This window comes from Komagataeibacter rhaeticus (assembly GCF_011611525.1).
GTDB classification, from domain to species: domain Bacteria; phylum Pseudomonadota; class Alphaproteobacteria; order Acetobacterales; family Acetobacteraceae; genus Komagataeibacter; species Komagataeibacter rhaeticus.
The window spans coordinates 2,556,944-2,572,793 of sequence record NZ_CP050139.1 but is presented as its reverse complement, the minus strand read 5'-3'; the positions used below and the strand labels follow the sequence as shown (position 1 = coordinate 2,572,793).

General features: G+C 63.8%; 13 protein-coding genes. 5 read left to right on the top strand and 8 right to left on the bottom strand.

The features are described from left to right. Positions 1-16: 16 nt before the first annotated feature. From GWK63_RS11730 to hmpA, 8 genes are all read right to left on the bottom strand, one after another. Entirely contained in the window at positions 17-898 is an 882-nt protein-coding gene (locus GWK63_RS11730; RefSeq protein ID WP_172459726.1) for a copper resistance protein B, read from the bottom strand. Next, positions 895-2,835 (bottom strand): copper resistance system multicopper oxidase, encoded by a 1,941-nt coding sequence (locus tag GWK63_RS11725; protein ID WP_007399492.1) that lies wholly within the window; start codon positions 2,833-2,835, stop codon positions 895-897. Before GWK63_RS11725 ends, GWK63_RS11730 begins: the two co-directional genes overlap by 4 nt. A 79-nt stretch (positions 2,836-2,914) precedes the next feature. Beyond that, positions 2,915-3,289: a hypothetical protein gene (locus GWK63_RS11720; RefSeq protein ID WP_007399493.1), complete on the bottom strand. Its 375-nt coding sequence runs from the start codon at positions 3,287-3,289 to the stop codon at positions 2,915-2,917. 89 nt (positions 3,290-3,378) lie between these two features. Continuing rightward, on the bottom strand, positions 3,379-3,720 hold the full coding sequence (locus tag GWK63_RS11715; protein ID WP_007399494.1) for a metal-sensitive transcriptional regulator: 342 nt from the start codon (positions 3,718-3,720) through the stop codon (positions 3,379-3,381). An 83-nt stretch (positions 3,721-3,803) separates the two neighbouring features. Continuing rightward, a complete protein-coding gene (locus tag GWK63_RS11710; protein ID WP_007399495.1) occupies positions 3,804-6,182 on the bottom strand; it encodes a heavy metal translocating P-type ATPase in 2,379 nt (792 codons plus the stop codon). A gap of 118 nt (positions 6,183-6,300) precedes the next feature. Then, the gene (locus GWK63_RS11705) at positions 6,301-7,923 is read right to left on the bottom strand and encodes an ABC-F family ATP-binding cassette domain-containing protein (RefSeq protein ID WP_007399496.1); all 1,623 of its coding nucleotides are present in this window, start codon (positions 7,921-7,923) and stop codon (positions 6,301-6,303) included. Positions 7,924-8,009: 86 nt separating this feature from the next. Continuing rightward, positions 8,010-8,711 (bottom strand): glutathione S-transferase, encoded by a 702-nt coding sequence (locus GWK63_RS11700; RefSeq protein WP_007399497.1) that lies wholly within the window; start codon positions 8,709-8,711, stop codon positions 8,010-8,012. Positions 8,712-8,993: 282 nt separating this feature from the next. Next, entirely contained in the window at positions 8,994-10,199 is a 1,206-nt protein-coding gene (hmpA, locus tag GWK63_RS11695) for an NO-inducible flavohemoprotein (RefSeq protein ID WP_039999558.1), read from the bottom strand. Positions 10,200-10,408: 209 nt separating this feature from the next. Here hmpA and GWK63_RS11690 point away from each other — a divergent pair, with 209 nt between their 5' ends. From GWK63_RS11690 to GWK63_RS11670, 5 genes are all read left to right on the top strand, one after another. Beyond that, positions 10,409-10,750 carry a cupredoxin domain-containing protein gene (locus GWK63_RS11690; RefSeq protein ID WP_172459725.1) on the top strand — a complete coding sequence of 114 codons (342 nt, stop codon included), beginning with the start codon at positions 10,409-10,411 and terminating at the stop codon, positions 10,748-10,750. Between the two features lie 2 nt (positions 10,751-10,752). After that, a complete protein-coding gene (locus tag GWK63_RS11685; RefSeq protein WP_007399500.1) occupies positions 10,753-11,568 on the top strand; it encodes an FTR1 family iron permease in 816 nt (271 codons plus the stop codon). A 682-nt stretch (positions 11,569-12,250) separates the two neighbouring features. Then, positions 12,251-12,871, top strand: coding sequence for a sorbitol dehydrogenase family protein (locus GWK63_RS11680; protein WP_223846523.1), 621 nt, complete (start codon positions 12,251-12,253; stop codon positions 12,869-12,871). 17 nt (positions 12,872-12,888) lie between these two features. Further along, positions 12,889-14,526, top strand: a complete 1,638-nt coding sequence (locus tag GWK63_RS11675; RefSeq protein ID WP_034933356.1) for a GMC family oxidoreductase — start codon at positions 12,889-12,891, stop codon at positions 14,524-14,526. Further along, positions 14,519-15,844, top strand: a complete 1,326-nt coding sequence (locus GWK63_RS11670; RefSeq protein ID WP_007399505.1) for a cytochrome c — start codon at positions 14,519-14,521, stop codon at positions 15,842-15,844. Before GWK63_RS11675 ends, GWK63_RS11670 begins: the two co-directional genes overlap by 8 nt. Positions 15,845-15,850 lie beyond the last annotated feature (6 nt).

The window sequence follows — 15,850 nt, the reverse complement described above, 5'->3', positions numbered from 1 at the left end:
TGTCAGAACGGGACTGTCAGAACCAGCCACGGATGCCAAAGCTGAACCGCACGGAACCCGTCTCCCCCTGCTGGTCATGCACGATACGCCGCGCCTGGGTCAGGTAGCCGGAATAGGTTACGGCCACGTAGGGGGCGAATTTGCGCCATATCTCGTAGCGCAGCCGCAGCCCCGTATCGACATCGGACAGGCCCGCGCCAACCTGCCGCGCGGGGTCGGACTTTGTATAGAGATTGAATTCCGCCTGCGGCTGCAGGATCAGGCGGTTGGTCAGCAGGAAATCGTATGACCCCTCGACCCGGGCGGCAAACCGCCCCCGGTCACTGGCATAGGCGGTGGCCTGAAATTCGAACTGGTAGAGGGCAAGCCCCTGCACCCCCAGCGCGCCCCATGTGCGGGTCGGGCCATCGTCAATATCCGCGCGCACGCCGCCCTGCAGGTTGAAATAGGGTGAGATTGCACGGCTGTACAGCAGTTCATGATCGCCATCGCCCAGCCGCCCCCGCTCCAGCGTGCCTTCCGACTTGAGCCAGACCCGGTTGTAGTCGGTCCCGTACCACGCTTCCCCATCCCAGCGGAAATCGGAACCACCGGGCGCGTAGCGTCCTTCCAGTTCATCCATGATGCCATGGAAATAACGGGCATGGTCCATGACCGGCTTCATGTTGCCCAGATAGACCACCGGCGTTGCTGTGGGGGCATCGGCGGCATGGTAGACGGGTGCGGCAGGATGGGGACCCGGATGGGGCGTGCCCTTGCGGGCAGTCATATCCATGGCAGGTTTTCTGGCGTTGGCGTTGGCGTTGGCGTTGGCGTTGGCCGGGCTGGTGGACTGCGCCAGTGCGGCCGTGCCCATGCCGGATACCAGCATGGCGACCACGTAGATCAGGCCCCTCATTCCACGATTACCGTGCGGAACATGCCCAGTTCCATATGCAGCATGAGATGGCAGTGATACGCCCACATGCCCGGCGCATCGGCGGTGACCAGATAGCTCAGCCGTGATCCGGGCTGCGAGATGATGGTATGCTTGTAGGGGCGGTAATCCCCCTGTCCGTTTTCCAGTTCGCTCCATAATCCGTGCAGGTGGATCGGGTGCTCCATCATCGTGTCATTGATCAGGGTAAAGCGCACCCGTTCGTTATGCTTCAGGCGGATCGGCCCGGATTCCGAAAACTTCCGGCCGTTGAAGCCCCATATGTAGCGCTCCATGTTGCCCGTCAGGTGCAGGATGATTTCCCGCGAGGGCGGGCGGGGGTCCGTGCCGGGACGGGTGGCGCGCAACTGCCGGTAGTTCAGCACGCGGCGGCCAGTGTCTTCCAGCCCGTCACCGGGGCTGCCCAGGCGGTCGACGGGCATGCGGGCGATATTCTGGTTTTCCACATTCAGGGGCGGCGGCCCCGGATCATCGATTTCCAGCGGCGGCGTGTCCGCTGGCATGGCATGGTCTTTGTCCATGTCCGGCATGCTGTCGTCCATTTGCATGTCGGACATATCCATGTCCGCCATGGCATGGCCCGGTTCCGTGCGCGGCATGTCCATATGCCGCATGACGTGACCCGGTTTCGTGTCCGGCATGTCCATGCCCTGCATGGTGTGGCCGGGTTTCGTGTCCGGCATGTCCATATGCTGCATGGTGCGGTCGGGTTTCATGTCCGGCATGGGCATGTCCTTCATGCTTTCGCCCGGTTTCATGTCGCCCATGCCCATATCGACCATGGTGCGCACCGGGCGCGGGTCCATGGGCGGGATCGGGGCGCTCATGCCCGGCCGGGGGGCCAGCGTACCACGGGCGTAGCCGGTCCGGTCCTCGCTTTGCGCGAAGATGGTGTAGGCCGCGTTGCCGCGTGGCTGGACAATCACATCATAGGTTTCCGCCACCCCGATGCGGAATTCATCCACCGGCACGGGTTCGACGTCATTGCCATCCGCCTGCACCACCAGCATTTCCAGCCCCGGTATGCGGATGTCGAAAAAGGTCATGGACGATGCATTGATGAAGCGCAGCCGCACCCGCTCACCGGGGTGGAACAGCCCGCTCCAGTTCATGTCGGGCGCATGGCCATTCAGCAGGTAGGTGTAGATGATGCCGGTCACGTCCGAAATATCGGTCGCCGCCATGCGCATGCGCGACCAGGCCAGCCGGTCCTTCAGGGCGGGCAGCAGGCCGCCCGCCGCCCGGGCCTCCCGTGGCAGGGAGGCGGCCGTGCGCTGGCGGAAGACGTAATAGTCATCCTGCATCTTGAGGTTGCTGATCATGTCCATGGGCGACACATCCGTCCATTCGGACAGAAGGATCACGTAGTCACGCGCACAGGCATACGGGTCGGGGCGCAGGGGGTCGATCACGACCGCGCCGTACAGCCCCTGTGCCTCCTGCATGCCGGAATGGCTGTGGTACCAGTAGGTACCGCTCTGGCTTAAGGGAAAGCGGTAGGTGAAGCTCCGGCCCGGCGGGATTCCGGTAAAGCTCAGGCCGGGCACGCCATCCATGGTGTAGGGCAGGCGGATGCCATGCCAGTGGATGGAGGTATCCTCGTCACGCAGCGTGTTGGTAACGGTCAGGACCACCGTATCGCCCTCCCGCCAGCGCAGGATCGGGCCGGGCACGGCGCCGTCCACGCATGGTGCGTGGAGCACCTTGTGGTCGATTTCGATGCGGGTGCGGCCCACATTCAGGTTCCATGCGGCACGGGGGGTATCGGGAACCGTGCCTGTGGGGCTGGCATGGGCGGATGGGAGACGGGGCAGGGCGGCCGCAAGGCCACCCGCGCCCAGTCCCGTCACGAAGCGGCGCCGTGTCAGGCGCGCGCGCGTGCGCTGGCGGTCGTGCATGGGAAAATCCGGAAAACAGGGCTGTCAGAACCCGCAATGGCTATGGGCCAGCGGGGGCATGGAGCACGCCTTGTGGCGTCTATGCGATCCGGGTTTTGGGTGGGCGCAGCGGGGGCAGCCAGTCGCGGCCCGCGTGATGGGCCTGTGCCGGGGTCATGAAGGCCCCCGTAACCCTGACAGGGTGGCTGATCAGGCAGGCCGTGGGGGGGGAGGGTATATCGGTGCCCGCATGGACATGGCAACACTGCCCGCCCGCAGGCGTTCCATGGTGGGCATGGGCCATGTGGGCGGCATGGGCTGCGGGTGTCATGCACTGGGGCTGGTCTGTGTGTGTGCAGGCGATCAGGGCGGGATGCGCCTGTGCGGGCAGGGGCACGGAACCGACCAGCAGCCCGGCCTGCACCAGCAGCCAGGTCAGCAGACCAATCCAGATCCGGCCATGTGTCCTGACCATTCAGGGCTCCCGTGCACAGAGGGGCTACGTGCAGACACGGCTTTATAATACCCTTGGGGGGCATGGGGGAAGCATTTTTTCCACCGTGATCAGCGGATCAGCTTGCGCACGATGCCCAGCAGTTCATCCATCACCTCGTCACCGCCATCTTCCAGCACGGCCTTGCGCACGCAGCCCCTGGCATGGCTGGACAGGATCTGGATGGCCACCCCGTCCAGCGCGGCCTTTATGGCCGAGACCTGGGTCAGGATATCAACGCAGTAACGGTCATCCTCGATCATGTTCAGCACGCCGCCCATCTGGCCTTCAATGCGGCGCATGCGGTTGATCAGGGCCCGCTTGTGGGGCTGTTCGACCTTTTTCGTGTCCGGCTGCGGGGCGCACCGCGCGCAGTCCGCGGCTTTTCCTGCCGTCTGTCCGTTTTTTGCCATGCACCCTTTTCCTGGCTCGTGTCGCGGCACGATAGCAGCGTATCCCGCCCGATACCACGCATGCCCCTGCGTGCAGCGGGGTTTCAGGTACCGGGGCGGGGGGTGGGCTTCCAGCGGTTGAGCAGCAGCGAGTTGCTGACGACCGAGACCGAACTCATGGCCATGGCCCCGCCCGCCACGATCGGGTTGAGCAGGCCGAAAGCCGCCAGCGGCAGGCCCAGTATGTTGTAGATGAAGGCGAAGAACAGGTTCTGGCGGATCTTGGCGATGGTGGCGCGTGAAAGCGAGATGGCATCCAGCACGCTCACCAGTTCACTGCGCATCAGGATGATATCGGCCGTGTCCAGCGCAATGGCGGCGCCCGCGCCAATGGCAAACCCCACATCCGCCGCCGCCAGGGCGGGGGCATCGTTTATGCCATCGCCCACCATGCCCACGACCGCGTTTTCGGCCCGGTATTTCTGCACCACTTCCGCCTTGTCGGCGGGCAGCACGCCCGCGCGGTAGTCATCCACGCCCACCTGGCGGGCCACCACTTCCGCCGTGTGCTGGTTGTCGCCCGTCAGCATGATGACCCTGATCCCGGCGGCCTTCAGCGCGCGGACGGTTGTCACCGCATCCGGGCGCAACTGGTCGGACAGGGCGATATAGCCCATAAGCCGCCCGCCCGCGGCCACCCCGATCGTGGTCTTGCCTTCCCGCTCCAGCCGCCCGGTCACGGTGGTATCCGGCGTGATGTGGCTGTCCGCGAGGAAACGGGGGGCGCCAAGGCACGCCGCCACCCCGTCCACGCGCGCGGTAACCCCCCTGCCGGGTATGGCCGCAAAATCCGTGACCGCCTGCGCCCGGGTACCGTTCGCCACCGCATGTGCCACGATGGCGCGGGCCAGCGGGTGTTCGGAATTCTGTTCCAGCGCAAGGGCCATGGCCAGCAGGGCATGTTCCGTCACGCCGGGTGCGGGTATGACATCACTGACACCGGGCCTGCCCTGTGTCAGCGTGCCGGTCTTGTCCACGATCAGCGTGGTCAGCTTCCGGGCCTGTTCCAGTGCATCGGCATTGCGGAACAGGATGCCCGCGCGCGCGCCCAGCCCGGTGCCCACCATGATGGCCGTGGGCGTTGCCAGCCCCAGCGAGCACGGGCAGGCGATGACCAGTACCGACACGGCCGATACAAGGCTCCACCCCGCGCTGCCCGTAACCAGCCAGCCCGCCACGAAGGTCACCAGGGCAATGGCCAGCACTGCCGGCACGAAGATGCCGGCAATCCTGTCAACCAGCCGCTGCACCGGGGCCTTGGACCCCTGGGCCTGTTCCACCATCCGTACGATATGGGCCAGTGCGGTGTCATGCCCCACGCCGGTGGCGGTGGCGCACAGGGTGCCGGTTGTGTTGGTCGTGCCGCCATAGACCATGCTGCCGGGCTGCTTGACCACGGGCAGGCTCTCGCCCGTCAGCATGGCTTCGCTGACTTCCGATGTCCCCTGCGTGACGCGGCCGTCAACCGGAATGCTCTCGCCGGGGCGCACGCTGAACACGTCACCCACCCGCACATCTGCTACGGGCCGGTCCACCACGCTGTCCCCCGCCTGTACATGGGCAATCTGGGGCTGGAGCCGCAGCAGGCTCTCCAGCCCGGCGCCGGTCTGGTTGCGCGCCCGGTTTTCCATAAGCCTGCCCAGGGAGATCAGGGTGATGATCGCCACACTGGCCTCGAAATAGACCGGCTGGCGCAGGCCCAGCGCCACCACGACGGCGCTGAAGCCATAGGCGATGCTGGTGCCGAGCACGACCAGCACATCCATGTCCGCCCCCCCGCCACGCACCGCCTTCCAGGCACGCTGGTACATATGGCGCGCGCAGTAGAACTGCACCGGCGTTGCCAGCACCCATTGCAGCCAGCCGGGCATCATGTGCATCGAGCCTGACAGCATCAGCACCATCTGCACCCAGAAGGGCAGCGACAGGATCAGGGTCAGGCCAAACGCCCGGCATGCCGCGCGCCATTCGCGCGCGCGTTCCGCACGCGGATCGGCCTGTGGCGTATCCCCGACAGGTTTCGCGCCATAGCCTGCCTTTTCGATGCGGGCGATCAGGGTGGCGGTATCGGTCACGCCGGGCACGAACACGACATGCGCCCGCCCGGTGGCCAGGTTCACGCTGGCCTGTGTCAGGGGCAGGCGGTTGAGGACCTTTTCAATACGGGCCGCGCAGGCGGCGCACGACATGCCGGTTATGGACAGGTCGATACTGTCTTCACCCACGCTGAACCCGGCCTTGCGGATGGCGTCAACCACCCCCTGCGGTGTGGCGGCAGGCGTGTCCAGTGTGACCTGCACGCGGCCGGTGGCGAAATTGACGCTGGCATGCACCCCATCCTGACGGTTGAGGACTTTTTCAATACGCGCGGCGCAGGCGGCGCATGACATGCTGCCAACTGGGAAAGCAAGGGTCTGGGGCATGGGTCCGCTCCGTATGCGTGCCCTGATGAGGTTATACCCCCCTATGGTATTATCAAGGGTGGCGACGCTTTATTTTACCACCTTCGCCTTTTACCACCTTTGCCGGTGCCGTCGGCCATCAGGCATGCAGCCCCGGTGCTTCCTGCCCGGTGCGCGCCACATAGTCCGTATAGCCGCCATCGTACTGGTGGATGCCGCCGGGCGTCAGTTCCAGCACCCGGTTGGACAGGGCGGAAAGGAAATGCCGGTCATGCGAGACGAACAGCATGGTGCCCTCGTACTGCGCAAGGGCGGTGATCAGCATTTCCTTGGTGGCAATGTCCAGATGGTTGGTCGGCTCATCCAGTACCAGAAAATTGGGCGGGTCAAACAGCATGAGCGCCATGACCAGCCGTGCCTTCTCACCGCCTGAAAGCACGCGGCAGCTTTTTTCCACCTCATCGCCCGAAAAGCCGAAACTCCCCGCCAGCGCGCGCAGCGAACCCTGGCTGGCCAGCGGGAAGGCATCATCCAGCGTCTCGAACACCGTGCGGTTGCCATCCAGCAGGTCCATGGCGTGCTGAGCGAAATAGCCCATCTTCACGCTGCCCCCCAGCGTGACCGTGCCCGCATCCGGTTCGGTCGTGCCGGTGACCAGCTTGAGCAGGGTGGATTTGCCCGCGCCGTTCACCCCCAGGATGCAGCACCGCTCACGCCGGCGCACCAGCAGGTCCAGCCCCTGATAGATCACGCGGCTGCCATAGCGCTTGTCCACCCCACGCAGCCTGACCACGTCCTCGCCCGAGCGCGGCGCGGGCGGGAACTCGAAGCTGACCGCCTGCCGCCGCTTGGGTGGCTCCACACGGTCGATCTTTTCCAGCTTCTTGACCCGGCTCTGCACCTGTGCCGCGTGCGAGGCGCGGGCCTTGAAGCGTTCGATGAAGTTGATTTCCTTGGCCAGTGCCGCCTGCTGGCGTTCGAACTGGGCCTGCTGCTGCTTTTCGTTCTGGGCGCGCTGCTGTTCGTAAAACTCGTAATCGCCCGAGAAACTGGTCAGGCTGCCGCCATCGATCTCGATCACCTTGTTGATGACCCGGTTCATGAACGCCCGGTCATGCGATGTCATGAGCAGGGCGCCATCATAACCCGCCAGGAACTGCTCGAGCCAGATCAGGCTTTCCAGGTCCAGATGGTTGCTGGGTTCGTCCAGCAGCATCACATCGGGACGCATGAGCAGGATGCGGCCCAGCGCCACGCGCATCTTCCACCCGCCCGACAGGCGGCTGACATCGCCATCCATCATTTCCTGGCTGAAGCCAAGGCCGTGCAGGACCTCGCGCGCCTTGCTATCAAGCGCGTAGCCCCCCAGTTCCTCGAAGCGGGCCTGCACCTCGCCAAAGCGTTCAAGGATTTCTTCCAGCCGGTCGGCCTGATCGGGGTCGGCCAGCGCGTTTTCCAGCGTGGCCAGTTCGGCCGCCACTTCCGAGACCGCGCCCGCGCCTTCCATTACCTCGGCCACGGCACTGCGGCCCGCCATTTCGCCCACGTCCTGACTGAAGAACCCGATGCTGGTGCCGCGATCGATCAGGATCTGGCCCTCATCGGGTTCCTCCTTCCCCGTGATCATACGGAACAGGGTAGTCTTGCCCGCGCCATTGGGGCCGACCAGCCCGATCTTCTCCCCCTTCTGCAGGGCGGCCGAGGCTTCGATAAAGACCAGGCGCTGGCCGTTATGCTTGCTGATGGTGTCGAGACGAATCATGGAACCTCGGGGGCTGGGGCTGTCGGCGCACTTAATACAAACCACAGTGCCGCGTAAACCATGCCCGCCCGCCGTGGGGGCGCCGTTCAGCGCGTGGCGGCGGGGACATTCCCCGCCGTGGCATAGGCATAGGACCCGCCCCGGACCAGGGCACGCTGGCAGGCGGGACGGGCATGGATACGGCGCAGGAAGGGACCGATATGGGGGCGACCGGCCAGTGCCCCCGCGCGGGCGGCGGCCACTTCCAGCGGGAAACTCATCTGGATGTCGGCGGCCGTGAATTCGGGTCCTGCAAACCATTCGCTGGCGGCAAGGCTCTGTTCCCAGTAATCCATGTGCAGCCTGACCTGCGGATTGATGGCCTTTGTCAGCGCGCCCCCTGCAATCAGGGCGGCAAAGGGCCGCAGGGGCCACGGCACGCGGCCGGGCAGCAGGCCAAGGACCAGCTTGAGCAGGAGTGGCGGCATGGCCGAGCCTTCGGCATAATGCAGCCAGTAGATGAAGCGCGTATGCGCGGGCGTGCCGTGTGCGGGTTCCAGTCGGCCATGGCCGTATCTGGCCAGCACGTATTCAATGATCGCCCCGCTTTCGGCCAGCGTCACGTCACCATCGGTATCGGTCAGGACGGGGGCCTTGCCCAGCGGGTGGATGCGGCGCAGGGACTGTGGCGCCTGCATGGTTTTCGGGTCGCGGCTGTAGAAATGGATGTCGTAGGGCAGTTCCAGTTCTTCCAGCAGCCACAGGACCCGTTGTGAACGGGAATTGTCCAGATGATGTACGGTCAGCATTGCGGTGGCCCTTCCCTGCGGGTGTGACCCGGGTCCTGCCGGAAAGCCGGGAGGGCCTTCCATGATGCGACCCGGATAACAGGAAGAAGGCGCGGCCCGCCGCAGGGTTGCAGCCTGCTGGTGGCGCATGCGGGGCGCTCACGCCCGCCACCGGATTGAGACGTGGGCCGCTCCCGCGGATCATGGAGCAGGGCCCGGCAAGGCGGTTTGCGGAAAGCATCCGCAGGCGCCACCCGTCCCGAAGGCAGGGGCACCTGGATACTTCCGTTTCCAGACGGCCTTTCAGCCCATCAGCGCCGTATCATCCGCCGGGCCAAAGAACGCGTAGCGGATATGGCCGTCCGGCACGCTCGCCGCGCGCAGGGCTGTCACCATGTCGCGCATGAAGCCGTCGGGACCGCAAACATAATAGGTCGCGGCTGGGTCCACCTGCCCGCTCAGCCATTCCGGCGTGATGCGCCCGGCATGGGTGGTCACGTTCGGGACCGGGGGCACGCCCTGCGGGGCCTGGCGGGTATAGAATATATCCGCATCCAGCCTGCCCTTTGCCGCAAGGTCACGGACGGGGATGCCAAAGGCTTCCGTTTCCGTGCTGCGGGTGGCGTGAATGTAGCGGATGGGTGTCTTTCCCGTCGCCACCACCCCCAGCATGGACATGAAGGGCGTCAGCCCCACCCCGGCGCTGAGGAAGACAACAGGCGCGGTATCCGGATGGCCCAGCGTGAAGTCTCCCGCCGGGGCGGAGACCTGCAGGACCGTTCCCTCGCGCACGCTGTCATGCAGCCAGTTGGATACCACGCCACCGTCAATGCGGCGCACGCTGATCCGGTAGGCATCGGCACCCGGCGCGGAGGAGATGCTGTAGTTGCGCCGCGCCGGACCATGCCCCGGCACATCAAGGCGGAAACCAAGGGACTGCCCCGCCGCGTGGCGCATGACGGGCCGGCCATCGGTCGGCACCAGTTCAAAGGAGGTCACGGTCCCGCTCTCCACCGTGCGGCGGCGCACGCTGAAGGGCCGCCAGCCCGTCCAGCCACCCGGTGCGGCGGCATGGGCCACGTAGATCTGTTCTTCTCGCCCGATCAGGATATCCGCCAGGAACCAGTAGGCCCTGCCCCAGGCATCCATGATGTCGGGCGTGGCGGCATCGCCCAGCACCTGGGCAATGGCCCCCAGCAGGGCATCGGCCACATAAGGATAATGTTCGGGCAGGATGTTCAGCCCGACATGCTTTTCCGCAATGCGTTCGACCGCGCCAGCCATGACGCCAGGGTTATCGATGTTGCGGGCATAGGCCAGGACCGCCAGGGCCAGTGCCCGGGGCTGTTCGCCGTTCTGCTGGTGGGACAGGTTGAACAGGTCACGGATGGCGGGATTGGCCAGCAGGCGACGGTACATTTCCGTCGTGATTGCCAGGCCATGGGCTTCCAACGCGGGCACGCAGGCGCGGATGATGCCGCGGGTCCGGTCATCAAGGGGTAAGGCCACGATATGCTCCATAAAGATAGATAATCAAGATACCTTTATGGCGTCTCAAAAAGATGTCAACGGCGAATATCTTTAAGGATGGGCAGAACCCCGCATAATTCCCATGTAAGGATTGCATTAATGTAAAGGGTGCCCCGGCGTCGCTTCCGCATATATTTGACAGTAATAATCAGTCGCATAATATGCGCCGCACGATAGGAGTGTCCCGTATGCGTTACGTGAGTGTTGTGTCTTCCCTCTGGCTTGCCGCATGCGCGTTCGTGCCGCATGCCCAGGCCCAGGACCCGGTGCATCTGGAAGTGCGGGACCATCATTTCACGCCGGACCATTTCAGCGTGCCCGCCGGGCAGCGCTTCCTGATCGTGCTGGACAACCATGATGACACGACGGACGAATTCGAGAGCTATGACCTGAAGTTCGAGAAGATCGTGGTGTCCGGCGGCACCATCACGGTGCATGCCGGTCCGCTGCATCCCGGCACCTACAAGTTTTTTGATGATTACCATCCCGATCAGGCAACGGGCACCGTAACCGTAACACAGGAGCCCTGATCATGCTTGGCAGTCTGTTGATCGTTTTCCGTGAGGTCATGGAAGCAGGGCTTATTGTCGGGATCGTGCTGGCCGCGACGCAGGGTATTGCGGGGCGGGGCCGCTGGGTGGCGGGCGGCATTGCCGCCGGCGTGGTGGGGGCGGCCGTTGTCGCGGTCTTTGCCGGAAGCCTGTCGGCCGCCCTTTCGGGTAACGGGCAGGATGTGTTTTCCGCCACCATCCTGTGCATCGCGGTGGTCATGCTGGGGTGGCACACGATCTGGATGACCCGTCACGGCCGTGAGATGGCGGGCGACATGAAGGCGCTGGGGGCCGAGGTTGTCTCTGGCGAGCGTTCGCTGACCGCCATGGCGGTGGTCGTGGCCGTGGCCGTGCTGCGGGAAGGGGTGGAGGTGGTGCTGTTCCTGTATGGCATTGCCGTCTCCACCCATTCCGGCCCGCTGGCCATGCTGGGTGGCGGCGCGCTGGGCATTGCGGCGGGTGCCGCCCTGTCGTGGCTGCTGTATCGCGGGCTGATCGTGATTCCGCTGCACCGGCTGTTCGCGGTGACCGGGCTGCTGATCGCCTTCCTGGCCGCGGGCATGGCCAGCCAGGCGGCGGCCCTGCTGGCGGGTGACGACCTGCTGCCCGCCTTCGGTTACGAAATATGGGATACGTCGTGGCTGCTGTCCGATGGCAGCATGCTGGGCCGTGCGGCCAAGGCGCTGTTTGGCTATTCCGACCGGCCCATGGGCATCCAGCTCATGGCATGGGGGGGGACACTGGTGGTCATGACCGTTGCCACCCGGCTTGCCCGCCGGCAGCCCGCCCGCCCGTAATGGCGACGGCCACGGCATGATATGGACGGGCATGCCGGGGCTGTTGTCTCCATCACGGGTTCGGTATGCATGACCACGCCGTGGCTGGCTTCATACGTGATGGAGCCGGACAGGCGTTTCCATCCGTCCGGTTGGAACAGGGCATGGCTGTTCACGCCCTGCTGACCGGACGGGCCGGGCAGCAGGGTGGTTACGGAATGATCATGTCCGGAGGTGCCGGATGGACTGGTTTACGGTTCCGGGTTCATGAATTATTTATGTAAATAACTGTATTCAGCAAAAATGATATATCTGGCCGGTCTGGTTGATCCGGGGCGCTGGAGAAATAATTCATTACCGCAATTTCATTAATTTATTTTAATTTTTTATGATTCCATGATCCTGATTCCCTAAATTTATGGTATTTACATAGTATATTATTGATATATACGAATATATACTTTCTATTAAATCAAAAAAATTCCTGATATATTATGTTAATAAGGATTTTATATATGGAATATACTACATAATCCCGATTATGTCTAATAAATGTAAGGCTGTCATACATTGATATAGGGATATAAAAGGTTGCAGGACCGCATTCGCTAACGGTATCGATGGATGCACTATTGCATCCCGCACGGCCATGCCTGTATCCCGGCATTCCTGCTGGACCAACGCGCATGAGAGGCGACGCCAGATGGCTGCAGACCGGCCCTGTTTTCCTACCAGTATCCATCTTTCCACCCCCAATGCAGCCCGGATGAACCGCGCACTGCGCATGTCGCGCCGTGACATGCTGCTTGGCGCCATGGGGGCCGCGGCCCTGACCATGGGGGCGGGCAGGGGAACCGCCGCCACCACCCCGGCAGACGATGATGCGGGGGTCGCGCAGTTCATGGCCCTTTCGCAGCGCCTGACCGATCGTGATGCGCTTGACCCCCGCATCGGCCACGCGCTTTACGCGGGCATCGTGCGGGCCACGCCCCAGCGGCACGACCAGATCCAGAAACTGCATGACCTGATGGGCGGCAGTACGTTTGGCAGCGCGCGTGAACTGGCCAGGGCCGCCGAAAAGGCCGACCCGGCGTTCAAGGACCTCATCCACGAGATCATGACCGGCTGGTACCGTGGCGTTGCCGACCAGAAGGTGGTGGTCTACCGCTCCGCGCTGATGTTCGACATCACCAAGGATGCCATCTACCCCAAGACATACGCGGCAGGTGGTCCGTTCTACTGGACCCGGACGCCCCCGGAAGTGGCGCTGCCCAAGGGTGAGCCAGCCCTTTCGCCTTCGAAATTTGTCGTAGAACCCACCTGATATTCCGGAGCATTTCCATGCCTTCCGACCAAGACCTTTCAGCCGACGTCGTGATCGTCGGCTCCGGCGTTGCGGGCAGTTCCATTGCCAATGAACTGGCGCGCGCGGGTATTTCCGTCATTGTGCTGGAAGCTGGCCCCCGCGTCGACCGCCAGCATTTTGTCGAGAATTTCCGCAACCTCGAGAACAAGCCCTCCTATCAGGGGCCGTTCCCGGCAGTGCCCTGGGCGCGTCATCCGCCCGATCAGGTCACCCCCAACGATTACCTGCACACCACCGGCCCCGATGCGGAGGCCTACCAGCAGGTCTATCTGCGCATGATGGGGGGCACGACATGGCACTGGGCGGGCTGCGCGTGGCGGTACCTGCCATCCGATTTCGAGCTGAAGACCCGCTATGGCCAGGGGCGTGACTGGGCGCTGAAATATGATGACCTGGAGCCGTTCTATTACCAGGCCGAGGTGATGATGGGCGTCTGCGGCCCGGACCCCGCCAGGGAGGATCTCGGCTCCCCGCGCAGGCAGCCCTATCCGATGGAGGCCCTGCCCATTTCCTATGCCGCGCAGCAGTTCCGCAAGCTGATCAGCGAAAAGACGCCATACCGCGTCGTGCATGAACCGCAGGCCCGCAATACCCGCCCCTATGACAATCGCCCGACATGCGAGGGGCATAACAACTGCATGCCGATCTGCCCGATCGGGGCGATGTATAACGGCAGCTACTCCGTCTATCATGCCGAGGCGGCGGGGGCGAAGTTCGTACCCAACGCCGTGGTGTACAGGATCGAGCGTGACAGCGCCAACAAGCGCGTGACGGCGGTGCATTACTATGATCCCGACAAGGGGTCGCACCGCGTGACCGGCAAGTATTTCGTCATTGCCGCCCATTGCATCGAGACCGCCAAGCTGATGCTTGTTTCCGCTGACGAGCAGAGCCCCGCGGGCATTGCCAACAGTTCGGGCCATGTGGGCCGGAACATGATGGACCATACCGGCGTGCAGGTAAGCTTCATCAGTGGCGACAAGGCGCTGTGGCCCGGACGTGGCCCGCTTGAGACCAACGTGATCGACAATTTCCGCGATGGTGACTGGCGTAACGAGCGTGGCGCGTACCTCGTGCACATGGTCGATGACAACCAGGTTGACCTGGCCACGCAGCTTGCCATTTCCAAGGGATATGTCGGGCGCGAGCTTGAAGAGCAGATCCGCTATCTCGCCTCCCATACCGTGCGGCTGTTCAGCCATAACGAAGGTCTGGCGGACCCGGAGAACCGGCTGACACTCAGCGCCACGCACAAGGACATGCTGGGTATTCCGCACCCCGAGGTCTATTACAAGCTGCCGGAATACACGGTTAAGAGCTGCGAGCACACGCGCGGGCTGTTCCGTGACCTCATCGGGCTCATGCACGGAACCGACGAACAGTGGACGCCGGGCTACTTCCCGCAGGATCATCCCGCCGGCAGCACCATCATGGGCACCGACCCCAAGGATTCCGTGGTGGATGGTTTCTGCCGTACGCATGACCATGAAAACCTGTTCATTGCGAGTTCTTCCGTCTTTTCATCGGTTGGAACCGGCAACATCACACTGACGGTCGCGGCCCTTGCCCTGCGCGTGGCCGACACGCTTAAAAAAGAACTCGCTCATGCCTGATGTGACACGCAAGATCCTGTGGTCGGTCCTGGCCGCAGGCACGGCACTTACCTGCCTGTCCCCGCTATCCGCACGGGCGGATGAGCAGCCTTCGGCCGACCTGCTGGCCCGGGGTGAATACATTGCCACGGCAGGGGACTGCGTGGCCTGCCATACCGCGCCGGGCGGCAGGCCGTTTGCCGGTGGCCTGCGCATCAGCACGCCCATGGGTGATGTCATTACCACCAACATCACGCCCGACCCCGAGCATGGTATTGGCAGATACACGGAAGAGGATTTCGAGAAGAGCCTGCGCCACGGCATCCGCCGTGATGGCAGCCGTCTCTATCCCGCCATGCCCTATGTATCCTATTCCGGCATGACGGACGGGGATGTGCAGGCGCTGTATGCCTGGTTCATGCATGACGTGAAGCCGGTGGCGGAATCGCCCCCGGTGACCGAACTGAACTTTCCCGCCAGCCTGCGCATAACCATGGCGGCGTGGAACCTTGTGGCCGGGGCCGTACCGCCCGAGACGGGCGATTCCGCCACGTTCGACAAGCTGCGCCGGGGCAAGTACCTCGCCAACGCACTGGCGCATTGCAGCACCTGCCACACGCCGCGCAACATGATGCTGAGCGAGAAGGAAGACAGCTACCTTGCCGGTGCGCCGCTGCTGGGCTGGTATGCGCCCAACATCACGTCCAGCAAGACGGCAGGCATCGGGAACTGGAGCGAGGACAATCTTGTCCAGTATCTCCAGACCGGTCATGTCGATGGGCTGAGCCAGGCGGCAGGCCCGATGGGGGAGGCGGTGGAGCACAGCACCAGCCACCTGACCGATGCGGACCTGCATGCGCTGGCCGCCTATATCCTTCAGGTTCCGGCCAAGGATGACGCGGTCGAGCACAGCCCGCGCGAACAGGTGGGCAAGGCGGTGGATACTCCCGATATCCGCACCGGCGTGCTCACCCGCATCGACAGCCTGGACGAGATGGATGGCGCGCATATCTATGATGGCAACTGCGCCGCCTGTCATGGCAGCGACGGGGCAGGTACCAGTGACCATTATGCGCCGTCGCTGTTCCACAACTCGGTCGTGGGGTCGGCCCGTCCCGACAACCTGATCATGGCCATCCTCAGCGGTGTGGACCGCACCACGGGCACGCTGCATGTTCACATGCCCGGGTTTGACGGGAACTCTGACGTGCAGCGCCTGAGCGATGCGGAAATTGCCAGTCTGGTCAATTACGTGACGGCCACCTTCGGCAGCGGCGACCACGGGGTAACCGCCGAGCAGGTGGGCAAGATGCGCGCCCAGTTGCCCAAGACACCCTGAAGCCAC

Bases quoted from the DNA above. Each gene is read 5' to 3' on its own strand.
- GWK63_RS11730 (WP_172459726.1), bottom strand. From the start codon at position 898: ATGAGGGGCCTGATCTACGTGGTCGCCATGCTGGTATCCGGCATGGGC.
- GWK63_RS11725 (WP_007399492.1), bottom strand. From the start codon at position 2,835: ATGCACGACCGCCAGCGCACGCGCGCGCGCCTGACACGGCGCCGCTTC.
- GWK63_RS11720 (WP_007399493.1), bottom strand. From the start codon at position 3,289: ATGGTCAGGACACATGGCCGGATCTGGATTGGTCTGCTGACCTGGCTG.
- GWK63_RS11715 (WP_007399494.1), bottom strand. From the start codon at position 3,720: ATGGCAAAAAACGGACAGACGGCAGGAAAAGCCGCGGACTGCGCGCGG.
- GWK63_RS11710 (WP_007399495.1), bottom strand. From the start codon at position 6,182: ATGCCCCAGACCCTTGCTTTCCCAGTTGGCAGCATGTCATGCGCCGCC.
- GWK63_RS11705 (WP_007399496.1), bottom strand. From the start codon at position 7,923: ATGATTCGTCTCGACACCATCAGCAAGCATAACGGCCAGCGCCTGGTC.
- GWK63_RS11700 (WP_007399497.1), bottom strand. From the start codon at position 8,711: ATGCTGACCGTACATCATCTGGACAATTCCCGTTCACAACGGGTCCTG.
- GWK63_RS11690 (WP_172459725.1), top strand. From the start codon at position 10,409: ATGCGTTACGTGAGTGTTGTGTCTTCCCTCTGGCTTGCCGCATGCGCG.
- GWK63_RS11685 (WP_007399500.1), top strand. From the start codon at position 10,753: ATGCTTGGCAGTCTGTTGATCGTTTTCCGTGAGGTCATGGAAGCAGGG.
- GWK63_RS11680 (WP_223846523.1), top strand. From the start codon at position 12,251: ATGGCTGCAGACCGGCCCTGTTTTCCTACCAGTATCCATCTTTCCACC.
- GWK63_RS11675 (WP_034933356.1), top strand. From the start codon at position 12,889: ATGCCTTCCGACCAAGACCTTTCAGCCGACGTCGTGATCGTCGGCTCC.
- GWK63_RS11670 (WP_007399505.1), top strand. From the start codon at position 14,519: ATGCCTGATGTGACACGCAAGATCCTGTGGTCGGTCCTGGCCGCAGGC.